Genomic DNA, 17,729 nt, shown 5'->3' with positions numbered 1-17,729 from the left:
GGCCGCTGGCCGGCACCTGGATTGCGCCTTGCCGGCCAGCGGCCGGCACTACCCGGTACCGATCAGCGCTTGGGCTGCAGCATCGTGCCGGTGCACTTGGGCGAGCCGCAACGGCACTCCCAGATCTTCTTCAGCTTGGCGGTGTGGCGCTCGGCCAGGGTGATGCCGTAGTTGTAGGTCAGCTCCTCGCCGGCCTTGATATCACGCAGTGCCTCGATGAACACCTTGTCGCCCCGGCTGTCGCCGTCCTCGTCCTCCTCGATCACCGCCTCGCAGTTCGGGTCGCAGCTGTGGTTTATCCAGCGCGCGTCGTTGCCCTTGTAGTTGGCGTCGATCACCCAGTCATCGTTGAGGGTGAACAGGAAGGTATGGCCACTTTCGACGTCGCCGCTGTCATCGGCATCAACGTCGCCGTGGCTGCGCAGCAGGCCCTTGTACTGGATCACGCGCTCGCCCTGCTTGATCGGGGCCACGGCGAACACGCCGTTGCCATGGATGGCGGACTTGCGGGCTTGGATCTTCTTCGGCATCGGCGCGGGCTGTTTGCAGCGAATGGAATGGGGATTCTCGCCCATTCCGGGTGATTGCGAAAATCACCCCGTTGGCGCAGCATTGCGCCCCGGCAACGGCCGCGGTGTGTCCTCCCGGCCTGGCCCAAGCGCCGGCTGAATGCCCGGGTTGGATGGTGGCGAATAAAAGCGTACAATTTCAGTCCGCTTTAAGAACCACTCGCATCCCCATGTTGCGCGTCACCAAACTCACCGATTACGCCACCGTCGTGCTGACCGTGCTCGCCGCCCGTCCGGGCGAAGTGCTCAGTGCCACCGAGCTGGCCGAATTCACCGGTCTGGAGCCGCCCACCGTCAGCAAGGTGCTCAAGCCACTGGCCCAGGCCGGCCTGGTCGAAGGCCTGCGTGGCGTCCGTGGCGGCTACCGCCTGACCCGCCCGGCCATCGAGATCTCGCTGTTCGAAGTGGTCGAAGCGATGGAAGGGCCACTGGCCCTGACCGAATGCAGCCACGACCACCACCAGTGCGGCATGGCGCCCAAGTGCGGCGCGCGCAGCAGCTGGCGGCTGATCAACGACGTGGTCTCCGAGGCCCTGCGCGATGTCACCCTCGCGCAGATCCTGCCCCCTCTCCCCCTTGCCGATGACGAACAGCGCCGCACCATCGCTGTCGACGTCGTCTCCTGATCCGTAGGCAGCCCCCATGGCCACCGAAACCATCGAAAACGTCGCCCACGACGACACCCCCAACCGCGAGATCCACGAGCAGCTCGGCCGCAAGTATTCGGCCGGCTTCATCACCGAGATCGAGTCGGACTCCCTGCCGCCGGGCCTGGACGAGGACACCATCCGTGCCCTGTCGGCCAAGAAGGACGAGCCGGAGTGGATGACGCAGTGGCGCCTGGATGCCTACCGCCACTTCCTGACCCTGCCGATGCCGGACTGGGCCAAGCTGGAGATCGCGCCGATCGACCTGCAGGCGCTCAGCTACTACTCCGCGCCGAAGGGCCCGAAGTACGCCTCGCTGGATGATGTGCCGAAGGAACTGCTCGACACCTACGACAAGCTGGGCGTGCCGCTGCACGAGCGCGCCAAGCTGGCCGGCGTGGCGGTGGATGCGGTGTTCGACTCGGTATCCGTGGGCACCACCTTCCGCAAGGAACTGGCCGAGAAGGGCGTGATCTTCTGCTCGATGTCCGAGGCCATCAAGGAACACCCGGCGCTGGTGCGCCAGTACCTGGGCACCGTGGTGCCGGTCGGTGACAACTACTTCGCCGCGCTCAACTCGGCGGTGTTCTCCGATGGCAGCTTCGTGTTCATTCCCAAGGGCGTGCGCTGCCCGATGGAACTGAGCACCTATTTCCGCATCAACGCCGGCCACACCGGCCAGTTCGAGCGCACCCTGATCGTGTGCGAGGACAAGGCCTATGTCTCCTACCTGGAAGGCTGCACCGCGCCGATGCGCGATGAGAACCAGCTGCACGCCGCGGTGGTCGAGCTGGTCGCGCTGGAAGATGCGGAGATCAAGTACTCCACGGTGCAGAACTGGTACCCGGGCGACGAGAACGGCGTCGGTGGCATCTACAACTTCGTGACCAAGCGTGCCGAATGCCGTGGCGCGCGCAGCAAGGTCACCTGGACCCAGGTCGAGACCGGCTCGGCGATCACCTGGAAGTACCCGTCCTGCGTGCTGCTGGGCGACGATTCGGTCGGTGAGTTCCACTCGGTCGCGCTGACCCATCACCGCCAGCAGGCCGACACCGGCACCAAGATGATCCATGTCGGCAAGCGCACCAAGAGCAAGATCGTCAGCAAGGGCATCAGCGCCGGCCGTGGCCAGAACACCTACCGCGGCCTGGTGCGGGTGGACCGCAACGCCGAGGGCGCGCGCAACTACACCCAGTGCGACTCGCTGCTGATCGGCAAGCAGTGCGGCGCGCACACCTTCCCCTACATCGAGGTGAAGAACCCGGGCGCCACCGTCGAGCACGAGGCGACCACTTCCAAGATCTCCGATGACCAGCTGTTCTACTGCCGCGCCCGTGGCATCAGCCAGGAAGACGCGGTGTCGATGATCGTCGACGGCTTCTGCAAGCAGGTGTTCCGCGAACTGCCGATGGAGTTCGCGGTGGAAGCCAAGAAGCTGCTGGAAGTCTCGCTGGAAGGTTCGGTGGGCTGACCGCCCGCCCCTGCCCCTCGCAAACGCATTCTCTTTACCGGCGGGCCCTGGCCCGCCCCACGGAACCCCCCACCATGCTGAAGATCGAAAACCTCCACGCCCGCATCGGCGACAAGGAAATCCTCAAGGGCCTGTCGCTGGATGTGAAGCCCGGCCAGGTGCACGCCATCATGGGCCCGAACGGCGCCGGCAAGTCCACCCTGGGCAACGTCCTGGCCGGCCGCGACGGCTACGAAGTGACCGAAGGCAGCGTGCAGTTCGACGGCGTCGACCTGCTGGAGCAGGACCCGGAAGCACGTGCCGCCGCGGGCCTGTTCCTGGCGTTTCAGTACCCGGTGGAAATCCCGGGCGTGAACAACACCTACTTCCTGCGCGCGGCACTGAACGCCCAGCGCAAGGCGCGCGGCGAAGAAGAACTCGATTCCATGCAGTTCCTCAAGCTGGTGCGGCAGAAGCTGGCCGTGCTGCACCTGAAGGACGAACTGCTGCACCGTGGCGTCAACGAAGGCTTCTCCGGCGGCGAGAAGAAGCGCAACGAGATCTTCCAGCTGGCCGTGCTGGAACCGAAGCTGGCGATCCTGGACGAGACCGACTCGGGCCTGGACATCGACGCGCTGAAGAGCGTGGCCGACGGCGTCAACGCACTGCGCGGCGCCGACCGTTCGTTCCTGGTCATCACCCACTACCAGCGCCTGCTGGACTACATCAAGCCGGACGTCGTGCACGTGCTGGCCGATGGTCGCATCGTCAAGAGCGGCGGCCCCGAGCTGGCGCTGGAGCTGGAAGCGCACGGCTATGATTTCCTGAAGGACCGGGTCGTGCCCGAGGCGGCGGTCTGATGAGCGCCCTGCTTGATTCCATGGCCCAGGCCTTCTGTGGCAGCGATGCGCGCCGCGAAGTGCTGGATGCGGCCCTGCGCGACGGCCTGCCCGCCGCCCGCAATGAAGCCTGGAAGTACACCTCGCTGCGCCAGCTGGAACGCCGTGCGTTCGCTGCAGCGCCGCTGCAGGGCCCGGCGCTGGACGCCGCGCTGCTGGACGACATCCCGGCGCCGCGCCTGGTATTCGTCAACGGCCGCCTGGATGCCACGCTGAGCGATGTGCAGGCCCTGCCGTCCGGCGTGCAGCTGCAGCCGCTGTCGGCCGCGCTGGCCGCTGGCGAAGACGCCTTGCGTTTCCTTGGCCGTCGCTACGAGCGCAGCGAAGAGATCTTCGCCCGGCTCAACGCCGCGCTGGCCGATGAAGGCGTGGTGCTGCGCGTGGATGAAGGCGTGCAGGTCGAAACGCCGCTGCAGCTGGTATTCGCCAGCGTCGCCGGCGAAGCCGACCTGGCCTGGCACCATCGCCACCTGATCGAACTGCGCGCCGGCGCCAGCCTCGGCGTGGTCGAGCACCGCTTCAGCGTGGGTGACTCCGCCCACCTGGACAACACCGTGCTGCATGCCCACGTCGCCCGCGACGGCGTACTCAAGCACGCCCGCGTGCAGGCCGGCAGCGCCCGCCAGACCAGCTTCCTGCGTACCGACGCGGTGCTGGCCCGCGACGCGCAGTACCACCGCGTGGACCTGGAACTGGGCGCCGCGCTCAGCCGCCACGAACTGAACGTGCGCCTGGAAGGCGACAACGCCCGGCTGACCGCCAACGGCGTGCTGCTCGGCAATGGCCGCCGCCACGTCGAGACCCGCCTGGGCATCGACCACATCGCGCGCGATACCGCCTGCGAGCTGCTGTGGCGCGGCGTTGCCGCCAACCGCAGCCGCGTGGTGTTCCATGGCGGCATCCAGATCCGCGAAGGCGCCGACGGCACCGACGCGAACCTGTCCAACAAGAACCTGCTGCTGTCGGCCGATGCCGAGATCGATACCCAGCCGACGCTGGTGATCGACGCCGATGAAGTGAAGGCCGCGCACGGCGCGACCGTCGGCCAGCTCGATGCCAATGCGCTGTTCTACCTGCGCTCGCGTGGCCTGCCCCAGGTCCAGGCGCAGGCACTGCTGAGCGCTGCGTTCTGCCATGAACCGCTGAAGATCCTGCCGGACGCGTTGCGCGAGCAGCTGGCACGCCGCCTGGACAAGGCCCTGGCCGAGGCGGGTGTGGCATGAACCTGTCCACGCCACGCCCGATCGAAGAACGCACCGGCGCCCCGGACTGGGATCGCGTCCGCCTCGACTTCCCGCTGCTGATGCGTGAAGTGCACGGCAAGCCGCTGGTCTATTTCGACAACGCCAACACCGGCCAGAAGCCGGTACAGGTGATCGGCGCGGTGGATGAGTTCTACCGCCGCTACAACGCCAACGTCAGCCGCGCGGTGCATGCACTGGGCAGCGAAGCGACCGACGCCTACGAAGGCGCACGCAACAAGCTGGCACGCTTCCTCAACGTGCGCGCCAGCGACCTGGTGCTGTGCAGCGGCACCACCTTCGCCATCAACCTGGTGGCCTACTCGTGGGCGCTGCCGCGATTGAAGGCCGGCGACGTGATCCTGATCACGCGCATGGAACACCATGCCAACATCGTGCCGTGGCAGCTGGTCGCGCAACGTACCGGCGCCACCATCCGCGTGGCCGAGATCACGCCCGATGGCGCGCTGGACCTGGATGCGCTGCGCGCGGCGATGACCCCGGAGGTCAGGCTGCTGGCGGTCACCCATGTCTCCAACGTGCTGGGCACGGTCAATCCGGTGCGCGAGATCTGCCGTGAAGCGCGCAAGCGCGGCATCATCACCGTGGTCGATGGCTCGCAGGCGGTGCCGCACCGCAAGGTCGACGTCGCCGCGATCGGCTGCGACTTCTACGCCATCACCGGCCACAAGATGTGCGGTCCGACCGGCACTGGTGCGCTGTGGGCGCGCCGCGAGCACCTGGACGCGATGCCGCCGTTCCTCGGCGGCGGCGAGATGATCAAGGAAGTCAGCTTCGACGGCACCGTGTTCAACGATGCCCCGCACAAGTTCGAAGCCGGCACGCCGAACATCGCCGGTTTCATCGGCCTGGGCGTGGCCGCCGACTACCTGCAGCAGCTCGGCCAGGAGAACGTGGAAGCCCGCGAAGCCGAACTGCTGGCGCACTTCACCGAGGAGCTGCGCCGCGTCGACGGCCTGCGCATCATCGGCGAAGCGCCGGAGAAGGCCGCCGTGGTCTCGTTCCTGATCGATGGCGCGCATGCGCACGATCTGGCCACCCTGCTCGACCTGGAAGGGGTGGCCGTGCGCTCGGGGCAGCACTGCGCACACCCGCTGCTGCAGTACTTCGGCGTCGCCGCCACCTGCCGTGCCTCGCTGGCGTTCTACAACACGCACGCCGAGATCGAGCGCTTCATGACCGCGCTGACCAAGGTACGGAAGCTGCTGGGGTAACCCCGGAAGACCGGGGTCAGATCCCTTTCGCATCGCGAATGGGCTCTGACCCCAGCAACGTCCCCACCAACCGGCGCTGTGACTGCAACGCTGCCCGGATCGCGACCAGATCACCCGCAGGAATGCCCTGCGCAATGAACTCCACATACCGCCTTCGCCGCTCTTCCACATCGAAGGCCATCAAATCGAACGCCGGGTGTGGTGTAAGCAGCGCGTTGCACGTTCCCCGCGCATTGGCCCGATAGCTGGACCAGCGATAGTCGCCGGGATGCGCCACCCTTCCCGCCCGCACCGGATTGAGCTCGATGTAGCGCTGGCAGGCCAGCAGATAGCGATCCGTATCCACCACCGTGGAGTGGAAGCGCCCTTCCCATAACGTGCCGGTGCGGCCCTGCCGATCATTCACCCGACGTACGTAGGTCCGGTTCACGGCCTGCATCATCCGCGACAGCCCGCCGCAGAGATCAGGCGTTGCCAGAAGATGGACGTGATTGTCCATCAGCACATAGGCGTGGACCCGGCACTGCTGCTGACCTGCGTGATGACACAGCAGGCGCAGGTAGGCGACGCGGTCGCCATCCGCAAAGAACACGCGCTGACGATTGTTGCCGCGCTGGACGACATGTTGCGGATATCCGGGCGCATCGATGCGCCGTGGCCTTGGCATGGGCTGCTCCTGGTAGCAGGGGGTCAGGGCCCTTCGCTGCGCAAAGGGATCTGACCCCGAGCATCTGCCGATTCCGGGCCCGTGCCAGTCGGTCCATGGCCTGCCGTTGAGTCAGTAGATGCCGGGGTCAGATCCCTTTCGCGTTGCGAAAGGGATCTGACCCCACTCCCCCATTTGCGCCCGCCCACGCCCCACCTAGAATGGGGCCATGAGCACCCTGACCTTCCGCGCCGCCACGCCGGCCGACATCCCCGCCCTGATCGCCCTCGTCACCTCGGCCTACCGTGGCGACGCCAGCCGCGTTGGCTGGACCACCGAAGCCGACCTGCTGGATGGCGCCCGCATCGACGCCGAAGGCATCCAGGCCGACCTCGACCGCCCGCGCTCCACGATCCTGCTGGCCGAGCGCGAGGGCCAGCTGGTGGCCTGCGCCCACGTTGCCGACGTCGACGGCAACGGCTACTTCGGCATGTTCTCGGTCGATCCGGCCCAGCAGGGCGGCGGCGTCGGCAAGCAGCTGATGGACGCCGCCGAAGCGCACGCCGCACGCGAATGGAAGGTGCCGGTGATGCAGATGACGGTGATCGACGTACGCGACGAACTGATCGCCTTCTACGAGCGCCGCGGCTACCAGCGTACCGGCATCAAGAAGCCGTTCCCGTATGGCGACGAACGCTTCGGAATCCCCAAGCGCGACGACCTGCGCTTCGAGGTCCTGGAAAAGCCACTGGCCGGAGCCGCCGCGTGAGCGATACCTGGACCTTCGTGTGTGCCGGCAACGAGCTGCTGCCCGGTGAAATGAAGAGCGTGTTCGACGAAGTGACCGGCACGCCGATCGTGGTGTTCAACCTCGACGGCGAGCTGTACGCGCTGGAAGACCAGTGCACGCATGAGGAGTTCGAGCTGTCCTCGGGCGAGTTCAACACCGACGAAGGCAGCGTGGAATGCGTGCTGCACGGCGCGCGCTTCGACGTGCGCGATGGCCGCGCCCTGTGCGCCCCGGCCTATACGCCGGTACCCAAGTTCCCGGTGAAGCGCGAACACGACGCCGTCTGGACCCGCGACGACCGCGATTGAAGCGCCCCCTGGCCGCCGGCGACTCCGCGCAGGGGGTGGAAGCCAGCGGAGCGCGCTGAGAGGCGTTCAGGGGCCTCCCCGGGCCTCCAGACCGCTCGTTCGCCCGCGCATATGCGAATCATTATCGTTGATGTTATCCTACGTAACATCTTCGTAACGACTCCGTCCCCTGCGCCATGGCTTTGCCCGCGCCCGCCGCCACGCTGTGCCAGCTTGCCCGCCATGGGTGGCCGTTGGCTGTGGCCCTGCTGCTGACGCTGCTGCTGGGCTGGTCGGCCCTGCACGAAGGGCGCGATGGACCCGCCACCTACGGCTGGCAGGCACACGCTGAAGATCTTCAGCAGGCCATGCCGATGCCGGCCCCGCCGGCGGACGAGTGCCCGCGCCATGCGGTGCCAGTACCGGAGCCGCCGCTGGATGGCGAGGGCACAACGCCCTGTACCGGACTGGCTCCCCCGCGCGCCGCCCTGGTCGCGCATGTTCCGCTGTGGCGCTCCGATGCCCTGCACTGGCAGCTGCACGATCCCGCACTGCGGTTGAACCCCGGCCACGCACCGCCCGCACCGCACGCCAGCTGAGGGCGCCCTGCGGCCATTGCCGTGCGCCTGGAGTCGTCCGCCGCCCAGCCGAGCATCGGCTCGGCTCTACAGAAGACGCCCTCTACATGCCGTCGCGCTGTCTGCGCTTCGGCCCTCGCCCCTTTCCGATCCCAGCCACTACCACCCAAGCCATGACCCACATCACGTCCCGCAAGCGCGCCCCGCGCGTTTCCCTGCTCGCCACCGCCACCCTGGCCGCCGGCTTCGCGCCGTTGGCTGCACAGGCGGCCGACAGCGCTGACGCAGCCTCCTCCCGCAAGGCCACCGACCTGGACAAGGTGCAGGTGCGCGGCAGCTGGTTCAATCCGTCCTCACCGAAGTTCACCGCCGAGCTGCTGGACACCCCGAAGTCGGTGTCGATCGTCTCGGAAAAGCTGATCGCCGAAACCGGTGCGACCAACCTGCAGGATGCGCTGCGCATGGTGCCGGGCATCACCTTCGGTGCCGGCGAAGGCGGCAATCCGACCGGTGATCGCCCCTTCATCCGTGGCTTCGATTCGCAGAGCAACGTCTTCGTCGATGGCCTGCGCGACGTCGGCTCGCAGACCCGCGAGATCTTCGACCTGGAGCAGGTGGAAGTAGTCAAGGGCCCGAGCTCGGCCTACGGCGGCCGTGATTCCGGCGGTGGCAGCCTGAACCTTGTGAGCAAGACGCCGAAGCTGAAGAACGAGACCAGCGCCAGCATGGGCATCGGCACCGACAGCTACGCGCGCGGCACCGTGGACGCCAACTACGTGCTGGGCGATGGCATCGCCGCGCGCCTGAACCTGATGAAGCACGAATCGGACATCGCTGGCCGTGACGCCGCCAATGTCAGCCGCTGGGGTATCGCGCCGTCGATCGCGTTCGGCCTGAACGGCCCGGCCCAGCTGATCGCCAGCCACTACCACATGCAGAGCGATGACCTGCCGGACGCGGGTGGCTTCCCGTATGGCAACCCGAACGGTGCGCCGGCCTCGAAGTGGGTCGACGGCCGCCCGATGGTGCCGGACCGCAACAACTACTACGGCCTGGTCGACCGTGACTTCCAGCGTACCCGCGCCGACATCAGCACCCTGGATGCCAGCTACGACTTCGGCGGCCACAAGCTGCGCAACATCGCGCGCCTGGGCAACACCAGCAACGACTACCTGTGGACCCAGCCGGACGACAGCCAGGGCAACCCGAACAACTACGGCACCCTGTGGCGCCGGACCAACAGCCGTGCCGTCGACGTCAAGAGCTTCGCCGACCAGCTGGGCCTGACCGGTGCCTTCCAGACCGGTGCGCTCAAGCACAGCTACAGCGCGGGCGTGGAATACAGCGACGAGAAGATGACCCGCGGCAGCTATCTGATGACCCCGGGCACCAGCAACCCGCTCACCGGCAACAGCAAGTGCCCGACCACCGGCGCGGCCACCGGCTACAACTGCACCGATTTCGCCAATCCGAACCCGCGCGATCCGTGGGCGGCCACCCATTCGGTGTACCGCAGCGACAAGGCACTGGACGTAGAGCAGCGCACCAGGACCACCTCGGCCTACGTGTTCGACACCATCGAGCTCAATGAGCAGTGGATGATCAACCTCGGCCTGCGCTACGACGACTTCCGCACCACCCTGACCACCCCGGTGGCCGGCAAGGCACCGACCCGCGTGCGCAACAGCAACGACTTCCTGAACTACCAGGCCGGCGTGGTGTTCAAGCCGGCCGCCAACGGCAGCATCTACCTGTCGTGGGGCACCTCCTCGACTCCGCCGGGCATGGACGGTGGTGATGGTTCGGACGGCCTGAGCGCCGCCGTGGCCGACCTCAAGCCGCAGGATACGAAGAACCTCGAGCTGGGCACCAAGTGGGACCTGTTCGACCAGCGCCTGAACCTCACCGCGGCGATCTTCCACACGGTGATGAACAACGCGCGCGTGACGGTCGACAACGGCACCAGCCAGAATGCCGGCAAGAAGGAAATCAACGGCTTCGAGCTGGGCTTCACCGGCCAGCTGACCGACGCCTGGAGCCTGTACGGCGGCTACACCTACCTGGACTCGGAACTGAAGGACAACGGCTTCGTCTGTGGTGCACCGGTCGGCCGCACCTGCCCGTCCAACGTCTACGTGCCCTCGCCGTACAACGGCAACGTATTCCCGAACACCGCCAAGCACAGCGCCAACCTGTGGACCACCTACCGCTTCCCCATCGGCCTGACCGTCGGTGCCGGTGCGTTCTACTCGGACAAGCAGTACGGTGATGTCGCCAACACCAAGTGGATCGCCAGCTACACCCGCTTCGACGCGATGGCCAGCTACGCGATCCAGGACAACATCAGCCTGCAGCTCAACGTGCAGAACCTGACCGACAAGACCTACTTCACCAAGGCCTATGCCTCGCACTACGCGAGCATCGCCCCGGGTCGCTCGACCACCCTGGCACTGAACGTGAAGTTCTGATGTAGCTTCGCTCCACCACGGCGGCAGGCTCTCCTGCCGCCGTTTTTGTTTCCGGCGATACTCACCCCATGGCAACCCGTACCCCCATCGACAGCGACGCCCTGGCCGAGCTGCTGCAGCACGATCCGCAGGCCGCGTTCGCACGCGTGCGCGACGCTGCGCAGGCCGGACAGGTCGAGGCACAGCTGCTGCTCGCGCAGATGCACATGGAAGGCAAAGGCACCGCACAGGACGCCTCGGCGGCGCTGCTCTGGTACGAAACCGCCGCCAACAACGGCGCGCCGATGGCGATGAACATGCTCGGCCGCTGCCATGAGCTGGGCCACGGCACGGCGGTCAACCTGGCGCTGGCGGCGGTGTGGTACCGGCGCGCGGCCGATACCGGCCTGGACTGGGGCCTGTACAACCTGGCCAACCTGCTGGCCACCGGCCGCGGCATTGCGCAGGACCGCGCGCAGGCACTGGCCCTGTACACCTGTGCCGCGCACCTGGGCCACGCCAAATCGATGAACCTGCTGGCCCGCCACCTCGAAGACGGGCTGGATACCGCACCCGATCCGCAGGCGGCGCTGGCCTGGTACCAGCGCGCGGCCGAGGCCGGTGATTTCCGCGGCCAGGCCAACTACGCCTCGATCCTGCTGCAGGCCGGCCAGGTCGAGCAGGCCGTGCACTGGCTGCGGCTCGCACTGGCGCACGGCAGCCCGGCATTCATGGCGCACATCGTGCCGGAGCTGGCCGCGTCACCGCATCCACAGGTGCGCGCCCTGGTCGCACCGCCGTCCCTCTGAGGAGTCCCGCATGCTGCTGCACATCCCCGACATTCTCAGCGCCGACCAGGTCGCCGACTTCCGCCGCCGCCTCGACGCCGCCGACTGGACCGATGGCCGCGAAACCGTGGGGCATCTGGGCGCACAGGCCAAGCACAACCAGCAGCTGCCCGAGGCTTCGCCGCTGCGCCGCGAACTGGGCGAGATCATCCTCGTCGCGCTGGCCCGGCATCCGCTGTTTTTCAGTGCCGCGCTGCCGCTGAAGTACCTGCCACCACGCTTCAACCGCTACAGCGGTGGCGGCACCTATGGCTACCACGTCGATGGCGCGGTGATGAACCTGGCCAATGGCGAGCAGCTGCGCTCGGACATCTCCTGCACCCTGTTCCTGTCCGCGCCCGAGGAGTACGAAGGCGGCGAGCTGATCATCAGCGACACCTACGGCGAGCACGAAGTGAAGCTGCCGGCCGGCGACCTGATCGTGTACCCGTCCAGCAGCCTGCACCAGGTGCGGCCGGTCACCCGCGGCGCGCGCGTGGCCTCGTTCTTCTGGGTGCAGAGCATGATCCGCGACGATGTGCAGCGCCGCCTGCTGTGGGAAATGGATGGCGCGATCGAGCGCCTGCGGCAGACCGGCGGCGACGCCGAGCCGATCCTGCAGCTGACCGGCGTGTACCACAACCTGCTGCGGCGCTGGAGCGAAGTCTGAGCCTTGCCGGGCCGGCCTGCGACATTTTTTGGCAATCATTCTCATTTGCAACAGCTAACAGCTCTCATTACAATCACGCCCCGTTGATGCCGGCCGCTGCCGGCAGCCCCAGGGGATCCCCGCTTGCTGCGCCCGCTTCGCCCTCGCCCACTCATCCATCGCAAGATGGGCACCGCCATGCGCAGCCAGCGTCCTGCGCTGGCCAGCCTGCTGGCGTGGGTGGCAATGCTGGCGTTGCTGCTGGGCACCCTGCCGCTGCTGCCACAGGCCCACGCCAGCATGGCCGTGCAGGTGCCGTTGGAGGAGCGCGGAGGCGAAGCGCCCCTGCAGGAAGAGGCGCCGGCCAAGCTGCGCCGCTGCGCCTGCGCTCCGGTGAAGTCGGCCGAGAAGTCACGCCCACCGTTGCTGCTGGCCAGCCACTGGCTGCGCACTGAGCTCGACCTCGTACCCGCCATGCCGGCCATGCCCGGCGTGCGCCCGGACTGGCCGCTGGCCGCTCCGGACACGCCCTGGGCCGATGCGCCCGGGCGCCGTCAGCAACGCGGCCAGGCGCCGCCGCTCGCCTGATCCACGGCCCGACGTGACCGCCTGCGCGGTCGCGCCTGCACGCCGCTGCCTGCTTCATCCCTGCCGCCCCTGACCGGCCCTTCCGTGCCTGCCGCGCCCTTCGCGCACGGCACCGCGCCACCCTGCATCCTTCGAGGTAACTGCCATGGCCCAGCGCCATCGTGTCCGTTCGTCCCTGTCCCGTACCCTGCTGACCAGCGCCGTGCTGGCGGCTTTCGCCAGCCCCGCCTTCGCCCACGGTGACGCCGCAGGCGCGCCGCAGACGCTGGACAAGGTGGTGGTCACCGCCGCCGGCTTCGAGCAGAAGGTGATCGATGCCCCGGCCAGCATCAGCGTGGTCAGCCGCGAGGAACTGAGCAAGCGCCCGTACACCAGCCTGGTCGATGCGCTGCGCGACGTCGAAGGCATCGACGTCGGCCTGGAAGCGACCGACAAGAACGGCCGCGCCACCGTGTCGATGCGCGGCCTGCCGTCCGAGTACACCCTGGTGCTGATCGACGGCCGCCGCCAGAGCAATGTCGGCCAGATCTATCCGAACAACTTCGGTGGCGGCCAGTTCGCCTACCTGCCCCCGCTGGACGCGATCGAACGCATCGAAGTCGTGCGCGGGCCGATGTCCACGCTGTACGGTTCGGACGCGATGGGCGGTGTCATCAACATCATCACCCGCCGCAACCAGGACAGCTGGCACGGTTCGGTCAGCCAGGGCTTCACCGTGCAGCAGGACGACCAGTTCGGCGATGCACGCACCACCGACCTCTACCTCAGCGGCCCTTTGCTGAAGGAGCGCCTCAGCCTGGCAGTACGCGGCAGCTACTACGACGCGAAGGCTTCCAACCCGGAATGGGATGCGTTGTCCCTGCCCGACGGCACCCTGTGGGAGCGCAGCATCGGCTTCGGCGGTGGTGGCAAGTCGGTGGCCAACACCAACTGGAACAGCGGCGTGCGGTTGGACGTCCGCATCAACGACGATCACGAACTGTGGCTGGACTACGACGTGTCGCGGCAGAAGTTCGACAACAGCGAAGGCCAGACCGGCACCCTCGACAGCCTGGCCAGCCTGTGGCGCGTCGGCAATGCCGTCATTCCCAACCCGAACGGCAGCGGTACCGTCACCCGTCGCGTGGTGCAGCCGCGCGTGGGCTACACCGCCTACCAGCGCTACGAACGCGACCAGTTGTCGCTGACCCATCAGGGCCGCTACAGCTTCGGTACCTGGCAGACCTCGCTGACCCACAGCAAGAGCAGCAACCTGGGCCGTTCGCTGCCGCTGACCCTGGAAGAGCGCGCCAACCTGCAGACGCTTTGGAATGACGTCTGCCGCCGCACCGGTGCTGCCAACAACTGTGCGGCCGGCCGCGGCAACGCCCTGGTTGCCCTCAACCCGAGCGAGATGGCGCGCCTGCAGGCGTTCCTGCCGCGCCCGCTGCGCACCATGGAACTGGAAGGCTACGTGCTCGACACGATGCTCGACCTGGACTTCGGCGCGCACACGCTGACCGTGGGCGGCCAGTACAACGACACTGACATGGTCGACGGTGTGTTCGGCATGGATGGCGCCGGCTACCGCAGCAACGTCAAGCAGACGCACCGCATGTGGGCGCTGTTCGCCGAGGACAACTGGGCGCTGACCGACACCCTCACCGCCACCTTCGGCCTGCGCTACGACGACCACAACGTATTCGGCAGCCATGTCAGTCCGCGTGGCTACCTGGTGTGGAATGCCAGCGATGCGTGGACCTTCAAGGGCGGCGTCAGCACCGGCTACAAGACCCCGCGGCCGGACCAGCTGTTCCCGGGCATCACCGGCTTCGGTGGCCAGGGCGTGCTGCCACTGGTCGGTTCGCCGAACCTCAAGCCTGAAACCAGCACCAACTACGAACTGGCCGCCTACTATGAAGGCCAGCGCTGGGGCTTCAACGTCACCGGCTTCTTCAACACGTTCGAAGACAAGATCGCCAGCGGCGGCACCTTTGCGAACTGCGAAGTGGCCCGCGCCGGCAGCGGCTACTGCGTGGACATCGGCCCGGGCTGGGCGGCACTGGGCTACAGCACGTTCACCCAGAGCGTGAACATCGACAAGGCCGAGACCCGCGGTGCCGAACTGGCCGCGCATGTCGACCTGCTCGACACCCTGCAGCTGCGCGGCAACTACACCTGGACCAGGAGCGAGCAGATCAGCGGCGCGCAGAAGGGCCTGCCGATCAGCGGCACGATGCCGGCCAGGCACATGGCCAATGCAAGCCTCAACTGGCAGGTCAACGAAGCGATCAGCCTGTCGCTGATCGGCGAAGGCCGCTACGACCGCTACCGCGACACGCTGCCGGACGCCAACGGCGCCAGCCACACCCGCTACTACGAGGACTACACCATCTTCCATCTCGGTGGCAGCTGGAAGGCCACGCCATGGCTGACGGTGAACGCACGGGTCAACAACCTGTTCGACAAGGACTTCGTTTCGCAGTCGTGCCTGCTGATCAGCCAGAGCGAGTTCAACTGCGTGGACGACTACGCGACCAAGGACCAGCGCCGCAGCTACTGGATCTCGTTGAACGCGAAGTTCTGATCGCCGCGCCCGGCCCCGGTGGGTGCCGACCTTGGTCGGCACCGCTTCATCCACGCGTGGCGTGGATCTACCGATCAGTAGTGCCGGCCGCTGGCCGGCAATCGCCCTCCAGCGATACAGAACGACACGCAATTGCGAGCTATTCTCATCAATGATGTAATGGGCAGTCCCCGTCCGCCTCGAACCGTGCCGTGAGCCGTCCTGCCTCTTCCACCGTGGCGCAGCAACAGAACCGTGGCTTCTGGCTGCGGACGCTGCACCAGTGGCACTGGATCAGCTCGGCGGTGTGCCTGATCGGCATGCTGCTGTTCGCGGTGACCGGCCTGACCCTCAACCACGCCGCGAAGATCGAAGCCAAACCCCAGGTGCAGAACCAGCATCTGGAACTGCCGGCCGATCTGCTCGGCCAGCTCGGCACGCGCGAAAACGGCAATGCACCGATCCCGCGCCCGGCCCGGCACTGGCTGGACACGCAGCTGGGCATCGCCATCGGCGGGCGCCCGGCAGAGTGGTCGGCCGAGGAGATCTACCTGTCGCTGCCGCGCCCCGGCGGCGACGCTTGGCTGAGCATCGATCGCGGGACCGGCGCGGTGGAGTACGAATCAACCTCGCGCGGCGCGGTGTCCTACCTCAACGACCTGCACAAGGGCCGCAACGCGGGCCCGGCGTGGGGCTGGTTCCTGGACCTGTTCGCCGTGGCCTGCCTGGTGTTCTGCATCACCGGCCTGTTCCTGCTGCACCTGCATGCACGCCAGCGGCGCATGACCTGGCCGCTGGTCGGCCTCGGCCTGATGATTCCGCTGCTGATCGCCCTGCTGCTGATCCACTGACTTTCCTTCGTTTCCGGAGCCGCCCCATGCGCGTCACCCTGACCATCGCCCTCAGCGGCCTGCTGGCCACCTCGCCGGCGTACGCCACCACCCTCGACATCAACGTCGAAGTGCCCAAGCTCAACGTGGCCGAGTACCACCGCCCGTACGTGGCGGTGTGGCTGGAAGGCGCCGACCAGAAGGTCGCGGCCAACCTGTCGGTCTGGTACCAGCAGACCAGCAACAGCGAAGGCCACGGCACCAAATGGCTGCCGGACCTGCGCCAGTGGTGGCGCAAGAGCGGCCGCACCCTGCAGGTGCCGGTGGACGGCGTGACCGGCCCGACCCGCCCGGCCGGCAAGCACGCGCTGTCGTTCAACGACAGGCAGCCGGCACTGAAGCAACTGGCCCCGGGCAACTACACCCTGGTGGTGGAAGCGGTGCGCGAAGTCGGTGGCCGCGAACTGCTGAAGATCCCCTTCACCTGGCCGGCCACCGCCGCGCAGAACGGCAAGGCGCAGGGCGCCACCGAACTGGGCCAGGTCACCCTCGCCGTCAAACCATAACCGCCTGAGCCGGGGTCGGATCCCTTCCGCAGGAAGGGCTCTGACCCCATCGCCCTATCCCTCGGGGTCAGAGCCCTTTCCGCTGGAAAGGGATCCGACCCCTTCCAACTGGAGTCTTCCGCATGAAGCGCACGCTCGTCCTCGCCGCCGCCCTGGCCGCTGCCCTTCCCTTCTCCGCCCTGGCCCACAAGGCCTGGCTGCTGCCCTCGCAGACCGTGATCGCCGGCAACGCGCCGTGGATCACCGTCGACGGTGCGGTCTCCAACGATCTGTTCTACTTCAACCACGTGCCGCTGCGCCTGGAATCGCTGGTGATCACCGCGCCGGACGGCAGCACCGTGCAGCCGCAGAACGCGTCGACCGGCAAGTACCGCAGCGTGTTCGACATCGAACTGAAGCAGCCGGGCACTTACCGCATCGCGTCGGTCAATGACGGCCTGTTCGCCACGTACGAGCAGAACGGCGAGCGCAAGCGCTGGCGCGGCAGCGCGGCTACCTTCGGTGAATTGCCGAAGGACGCGAAGAAGCTGGAAGTGAGCCAGTCGATCGGCCGCGTGGAGACCTTTGTCACCAACGGTGCGCCGAACGACACCGCGCTGAAGCCGACCAACCGTGGCATCGAGCTGGTCGCCGTCGGCCACCCGAATGACCTGTTCGCCGGCGAGGAAGCCACCTTCCGCGTGCTGGTCGATGGCAAGCCGACCGCCGGCCTGCAGTTCGAGATCGTGCGTGGCGCCACCCGCTACCGCAACGCGCAGGACGAGCTGAAGCTGACCAGCGATGCCAAGGGCGAGATCAAGGTAACCTGGCCGGAAGCCGGCATGTACTGGCTGGAGACCGGCACCGAGGACAACAAGACGTCGGTGAAGCAGGCCGCCAAGCGCCGCCTGAGCTACGTCGCCACGCTGGAAGTGCTGCCGCAGTAATGTGGACCG

Annotated in this window: 18 protein-coding genes; 16 read left to right on the top strand and 2 right to left on the bottom strand. The window is 67.2% G+C overall.

The annotated features are described in order from the left end of the window. Nucleotides 1-62 precede the first annotated feature (62 nt). A complete protein-coding gene (locus tag ACT6SE_RS04350) occupies nt 63-530 on the bottom strand; it encodes an SET domain-containing protein (protein WP_012479369.1) in 468 nt (155 codons plus the stop codon). 209 nt (nt 531-739) lie between these two features. Between ACT6SE_RS04350 and ACT6SE_RS04345 the strand changes: the two genes are divergently transcribed. From ACT6SE_RS04345 to ACT6SE_RS04325, 5 genes are all read left to right on the top strand, one after another. After that, nucleotides 740-1,195: an SUF system Fe-S cluster assembly regulator gene (locus ACT6SE_RS04345; protein WP_005408436.1), complete on the top strand. Its 456-nt coding sequence runs from the start codon at nt 740-742 to the stop codon at nt 1,193-1,195. Nucleotides 1,196-1,211: 16 nt separating this feature from the next. Next, nucleotides 1,212-2,687, top strand: coding sequence for a Fe-S cluster assembly protein SufB (sufB, locus tag ACT6SE_RS04340; protein WP_014646271.1), 1,476 nt, complete (start codon nt 1,212-1,214; stop codon nt 2,685-2,687). A gap of 74 nt (nt 2,688-2,761) precedes the next feature. Beyond that, a complete protein-coding gene (sufC, locus tag ACT6SE_RS04335) occupies nt 2,762-3,526 on the top strand; it encodes a Fe-S cluster assembly ATPase SufC (RefSeq protein WP_032957818.1) in 765 nt (254 codons plus the stop codon). Further along, entirely contained in the window at nt 3,526-4,788 is a 1,263-nt protein-coding gene (gene sufD / locus ACT6SE_RS04330) for a Fe-S cluster assembly protein SufD (protein ID WP_046429367.1), read from the top strand. The genes sufC and sufD overlap by 1 nt, the downstream gene beginning before the upstream one ends. Further along, nucleotides 4,785-6,041, top strand: a complete 1,257-nt coding sequence (locus ACT6SE_RS04325) for a cysteine desulfurase (protein WP_046429365.1) — start codon at nt 4,785-4,787, stop codon at nt 6,039-6,041. The genes sufD and ACT6SE_RS04325 overlap by 4 nt, the downstream gene beginning before the upstream one ends. Nucleotides 6,042-6,057: 16 nt before the next feature. Here ACT6SE_RS04325 and ACT6SE_RS04320 read toward each other — a convergent pair whose 3' ends face one another. Continuing rightward, entirely contained in the window at nt 6,058-6,708 is a 651-nt protein-coding gene (locus ACT6SE_RS04320; RefSeq protein ID WP_046429364.1) for a transposase, read from the bottom strand. Between the two features lie 208 nt (nt 6,709-6,916). Here ACT6SE_RS04320 and ACT6SE_RS04315 point away from each other — a divergent pair, with 208 nt between their 5' ends. The 11 genes from ACT6SE_RS04315 (at nt 6,917) to ACT6SE_RS04265 (ending at nt 17,720) form a co-directional block, all read left to right on the top strand. After that, nucleotides 6,917-7,456, top strand: coding sequence for a GNAT family N-acetyltransferase (locus tag ACT6SE_RS04315; RefSeq protein ID WP_014646266.1), 540 nt, complete (start codon nt 6,917-6,919; stop codon nt 7,454-7,456). Beyond that, nucleotides 7,453-7,785: a non-heme iron oxygenase ferredoxin subunit gene (locus ACT6SE_RS04310; RefSeq protein ID WP_014646265.1), complete on the top strand. Its 333-nt coding sequence runs from the start codon at nt 7,453-7,455 to the stop codon at nt 7,783-7,785. Before ACT6SE_RS04315 ends, ACT6SE_RS04310 begins: the two co-directional genes overlap by 4 nt. A 176-nt stretch (nt 7,786-7,961) precedes the next feature. Then, nucleotides 7,962-8,363, top strand: coding sequence for a hypothetical protein (locus ACT6SE_RS04305; RefSeq protein ID WP_046429355.1), 402 nt, complete (start codon nt 7,962-7,964; stop codon nt 8,361-8,363). 152 nt (nt 8,364-8,515) lie between these two features. Continuing rightward, entirely contained in the window at nt 8,516-10,810 is a 2,295-nt protein-coding gene (locus ACT6SE_RS04300) for a TonB-dependent receptor (protein ID WP_046429352.1), read from the top strand. A gap of 68 nt (nt 10,811-10,878) precedes the next feature. Next, nucleotides 10,879-11,598 (top strand): tetratricopeptide repeat protein, encoded by a 720-nt coding sequence (locus ACT6SE_RS04295; RefSeq protein ID WP_046429351.1) that lies wholly within the window; start codon nt 10,879-10,881, stop codon nt 11,596-11,598. A 10-nt stretch (nt 11,599-11,608) separates the two neighbouring features. Continuing rightward, nucleotides 11,609-12,286 (top strand): Fe2+-dependent dioxygenase, encoded by a 678-nt coding sequence (locus ACT6SE_RS04290; protein ID WP_046429349.1) that lies wholly within the window; start codon nt 11,609-11,611, stop codon nt 12,284-12,286. A 165-nt stretch (nt 12,287-12,451) separates the two neighbouring features. Continuing rightward, the gene (locus ACT6SE_RS04285) at nt 12,452-12,853 is read left to right on the top strand and encodes a hypothetical protein (protein WP_046429345.1); all 402 of its coding nucleotides are present in this window, start codon (nt 12,452-12,454) and stop codon (nt 12,851-12,853) included. A gap of 145 nt (nt 12,854-12,998) precedes the next feature. Continuing rightward, nucleotides 12,999-15,419, top strand: coding sequence for a TonB-dependent receptor domain-containing protein (locus ACT6SE_RS04280; RefSeq protein WP_046429344.1), 2,421 nt, complete (start codon nt 12,999-13,001; stop codon nt 15,417-15,419). Nucleotides 15,420-15,610: 191 nt separating this feature from the next. Further along, on the top strand, nt 15,611-16,249 hold the full coding sequence (locus ACT6SE_RS04275) for a PepSY-associated TM helix domain-containing protein (protein ID WP_014646258.1): 639 nt from the start codon (nt 15,611-15,613) through the stop codon (nt 16,247-16,249). A gap of 26 nt (nt 16,250-16,275) precedes the next feature. Continuing rightward, nucleotides 16,276-16,794, top strand: coding sequence for a DUF2271 domain-containing protein (locus tag ACT6SE_RS04270; protein ID WP_005408420.1), 519 nt, complete (start codon nt 16,276-16,278; stop codon nt 16,792-16,794). A 122-nt stretch (nt 16,795-16,916) separates the two neighbouring features. After that, on the top strand, nt 16,917-17,720 hold the full coding sequence (locus ACT6SE_RS04265; RefSeq protein ID WP_046429341.1) for a DUF4198 domain-containing protein: 804 nt from the start codon (nt 16,917-16,919) through the stop codon (nt 17,718-17,720). Nucleotides 17,721-17,729: the final 9 nt, after the last annotated feature.

This window comes from Stenotrophomonas sp. LC732 (assembly GCF_052446685.1).
Lineage (GTDB): Bacteria > Pseudomonadota > Gammaproteobacteria > Xanthomonadales > Xanthomonadaceae > Stenotrophomonas > Stenotrophomonas muris.
The sequence above is the reverse complement of the archived record's forward strand: the minus strand, read 5'-3'. Positions and strand labels throughout refer to the sequence as shown.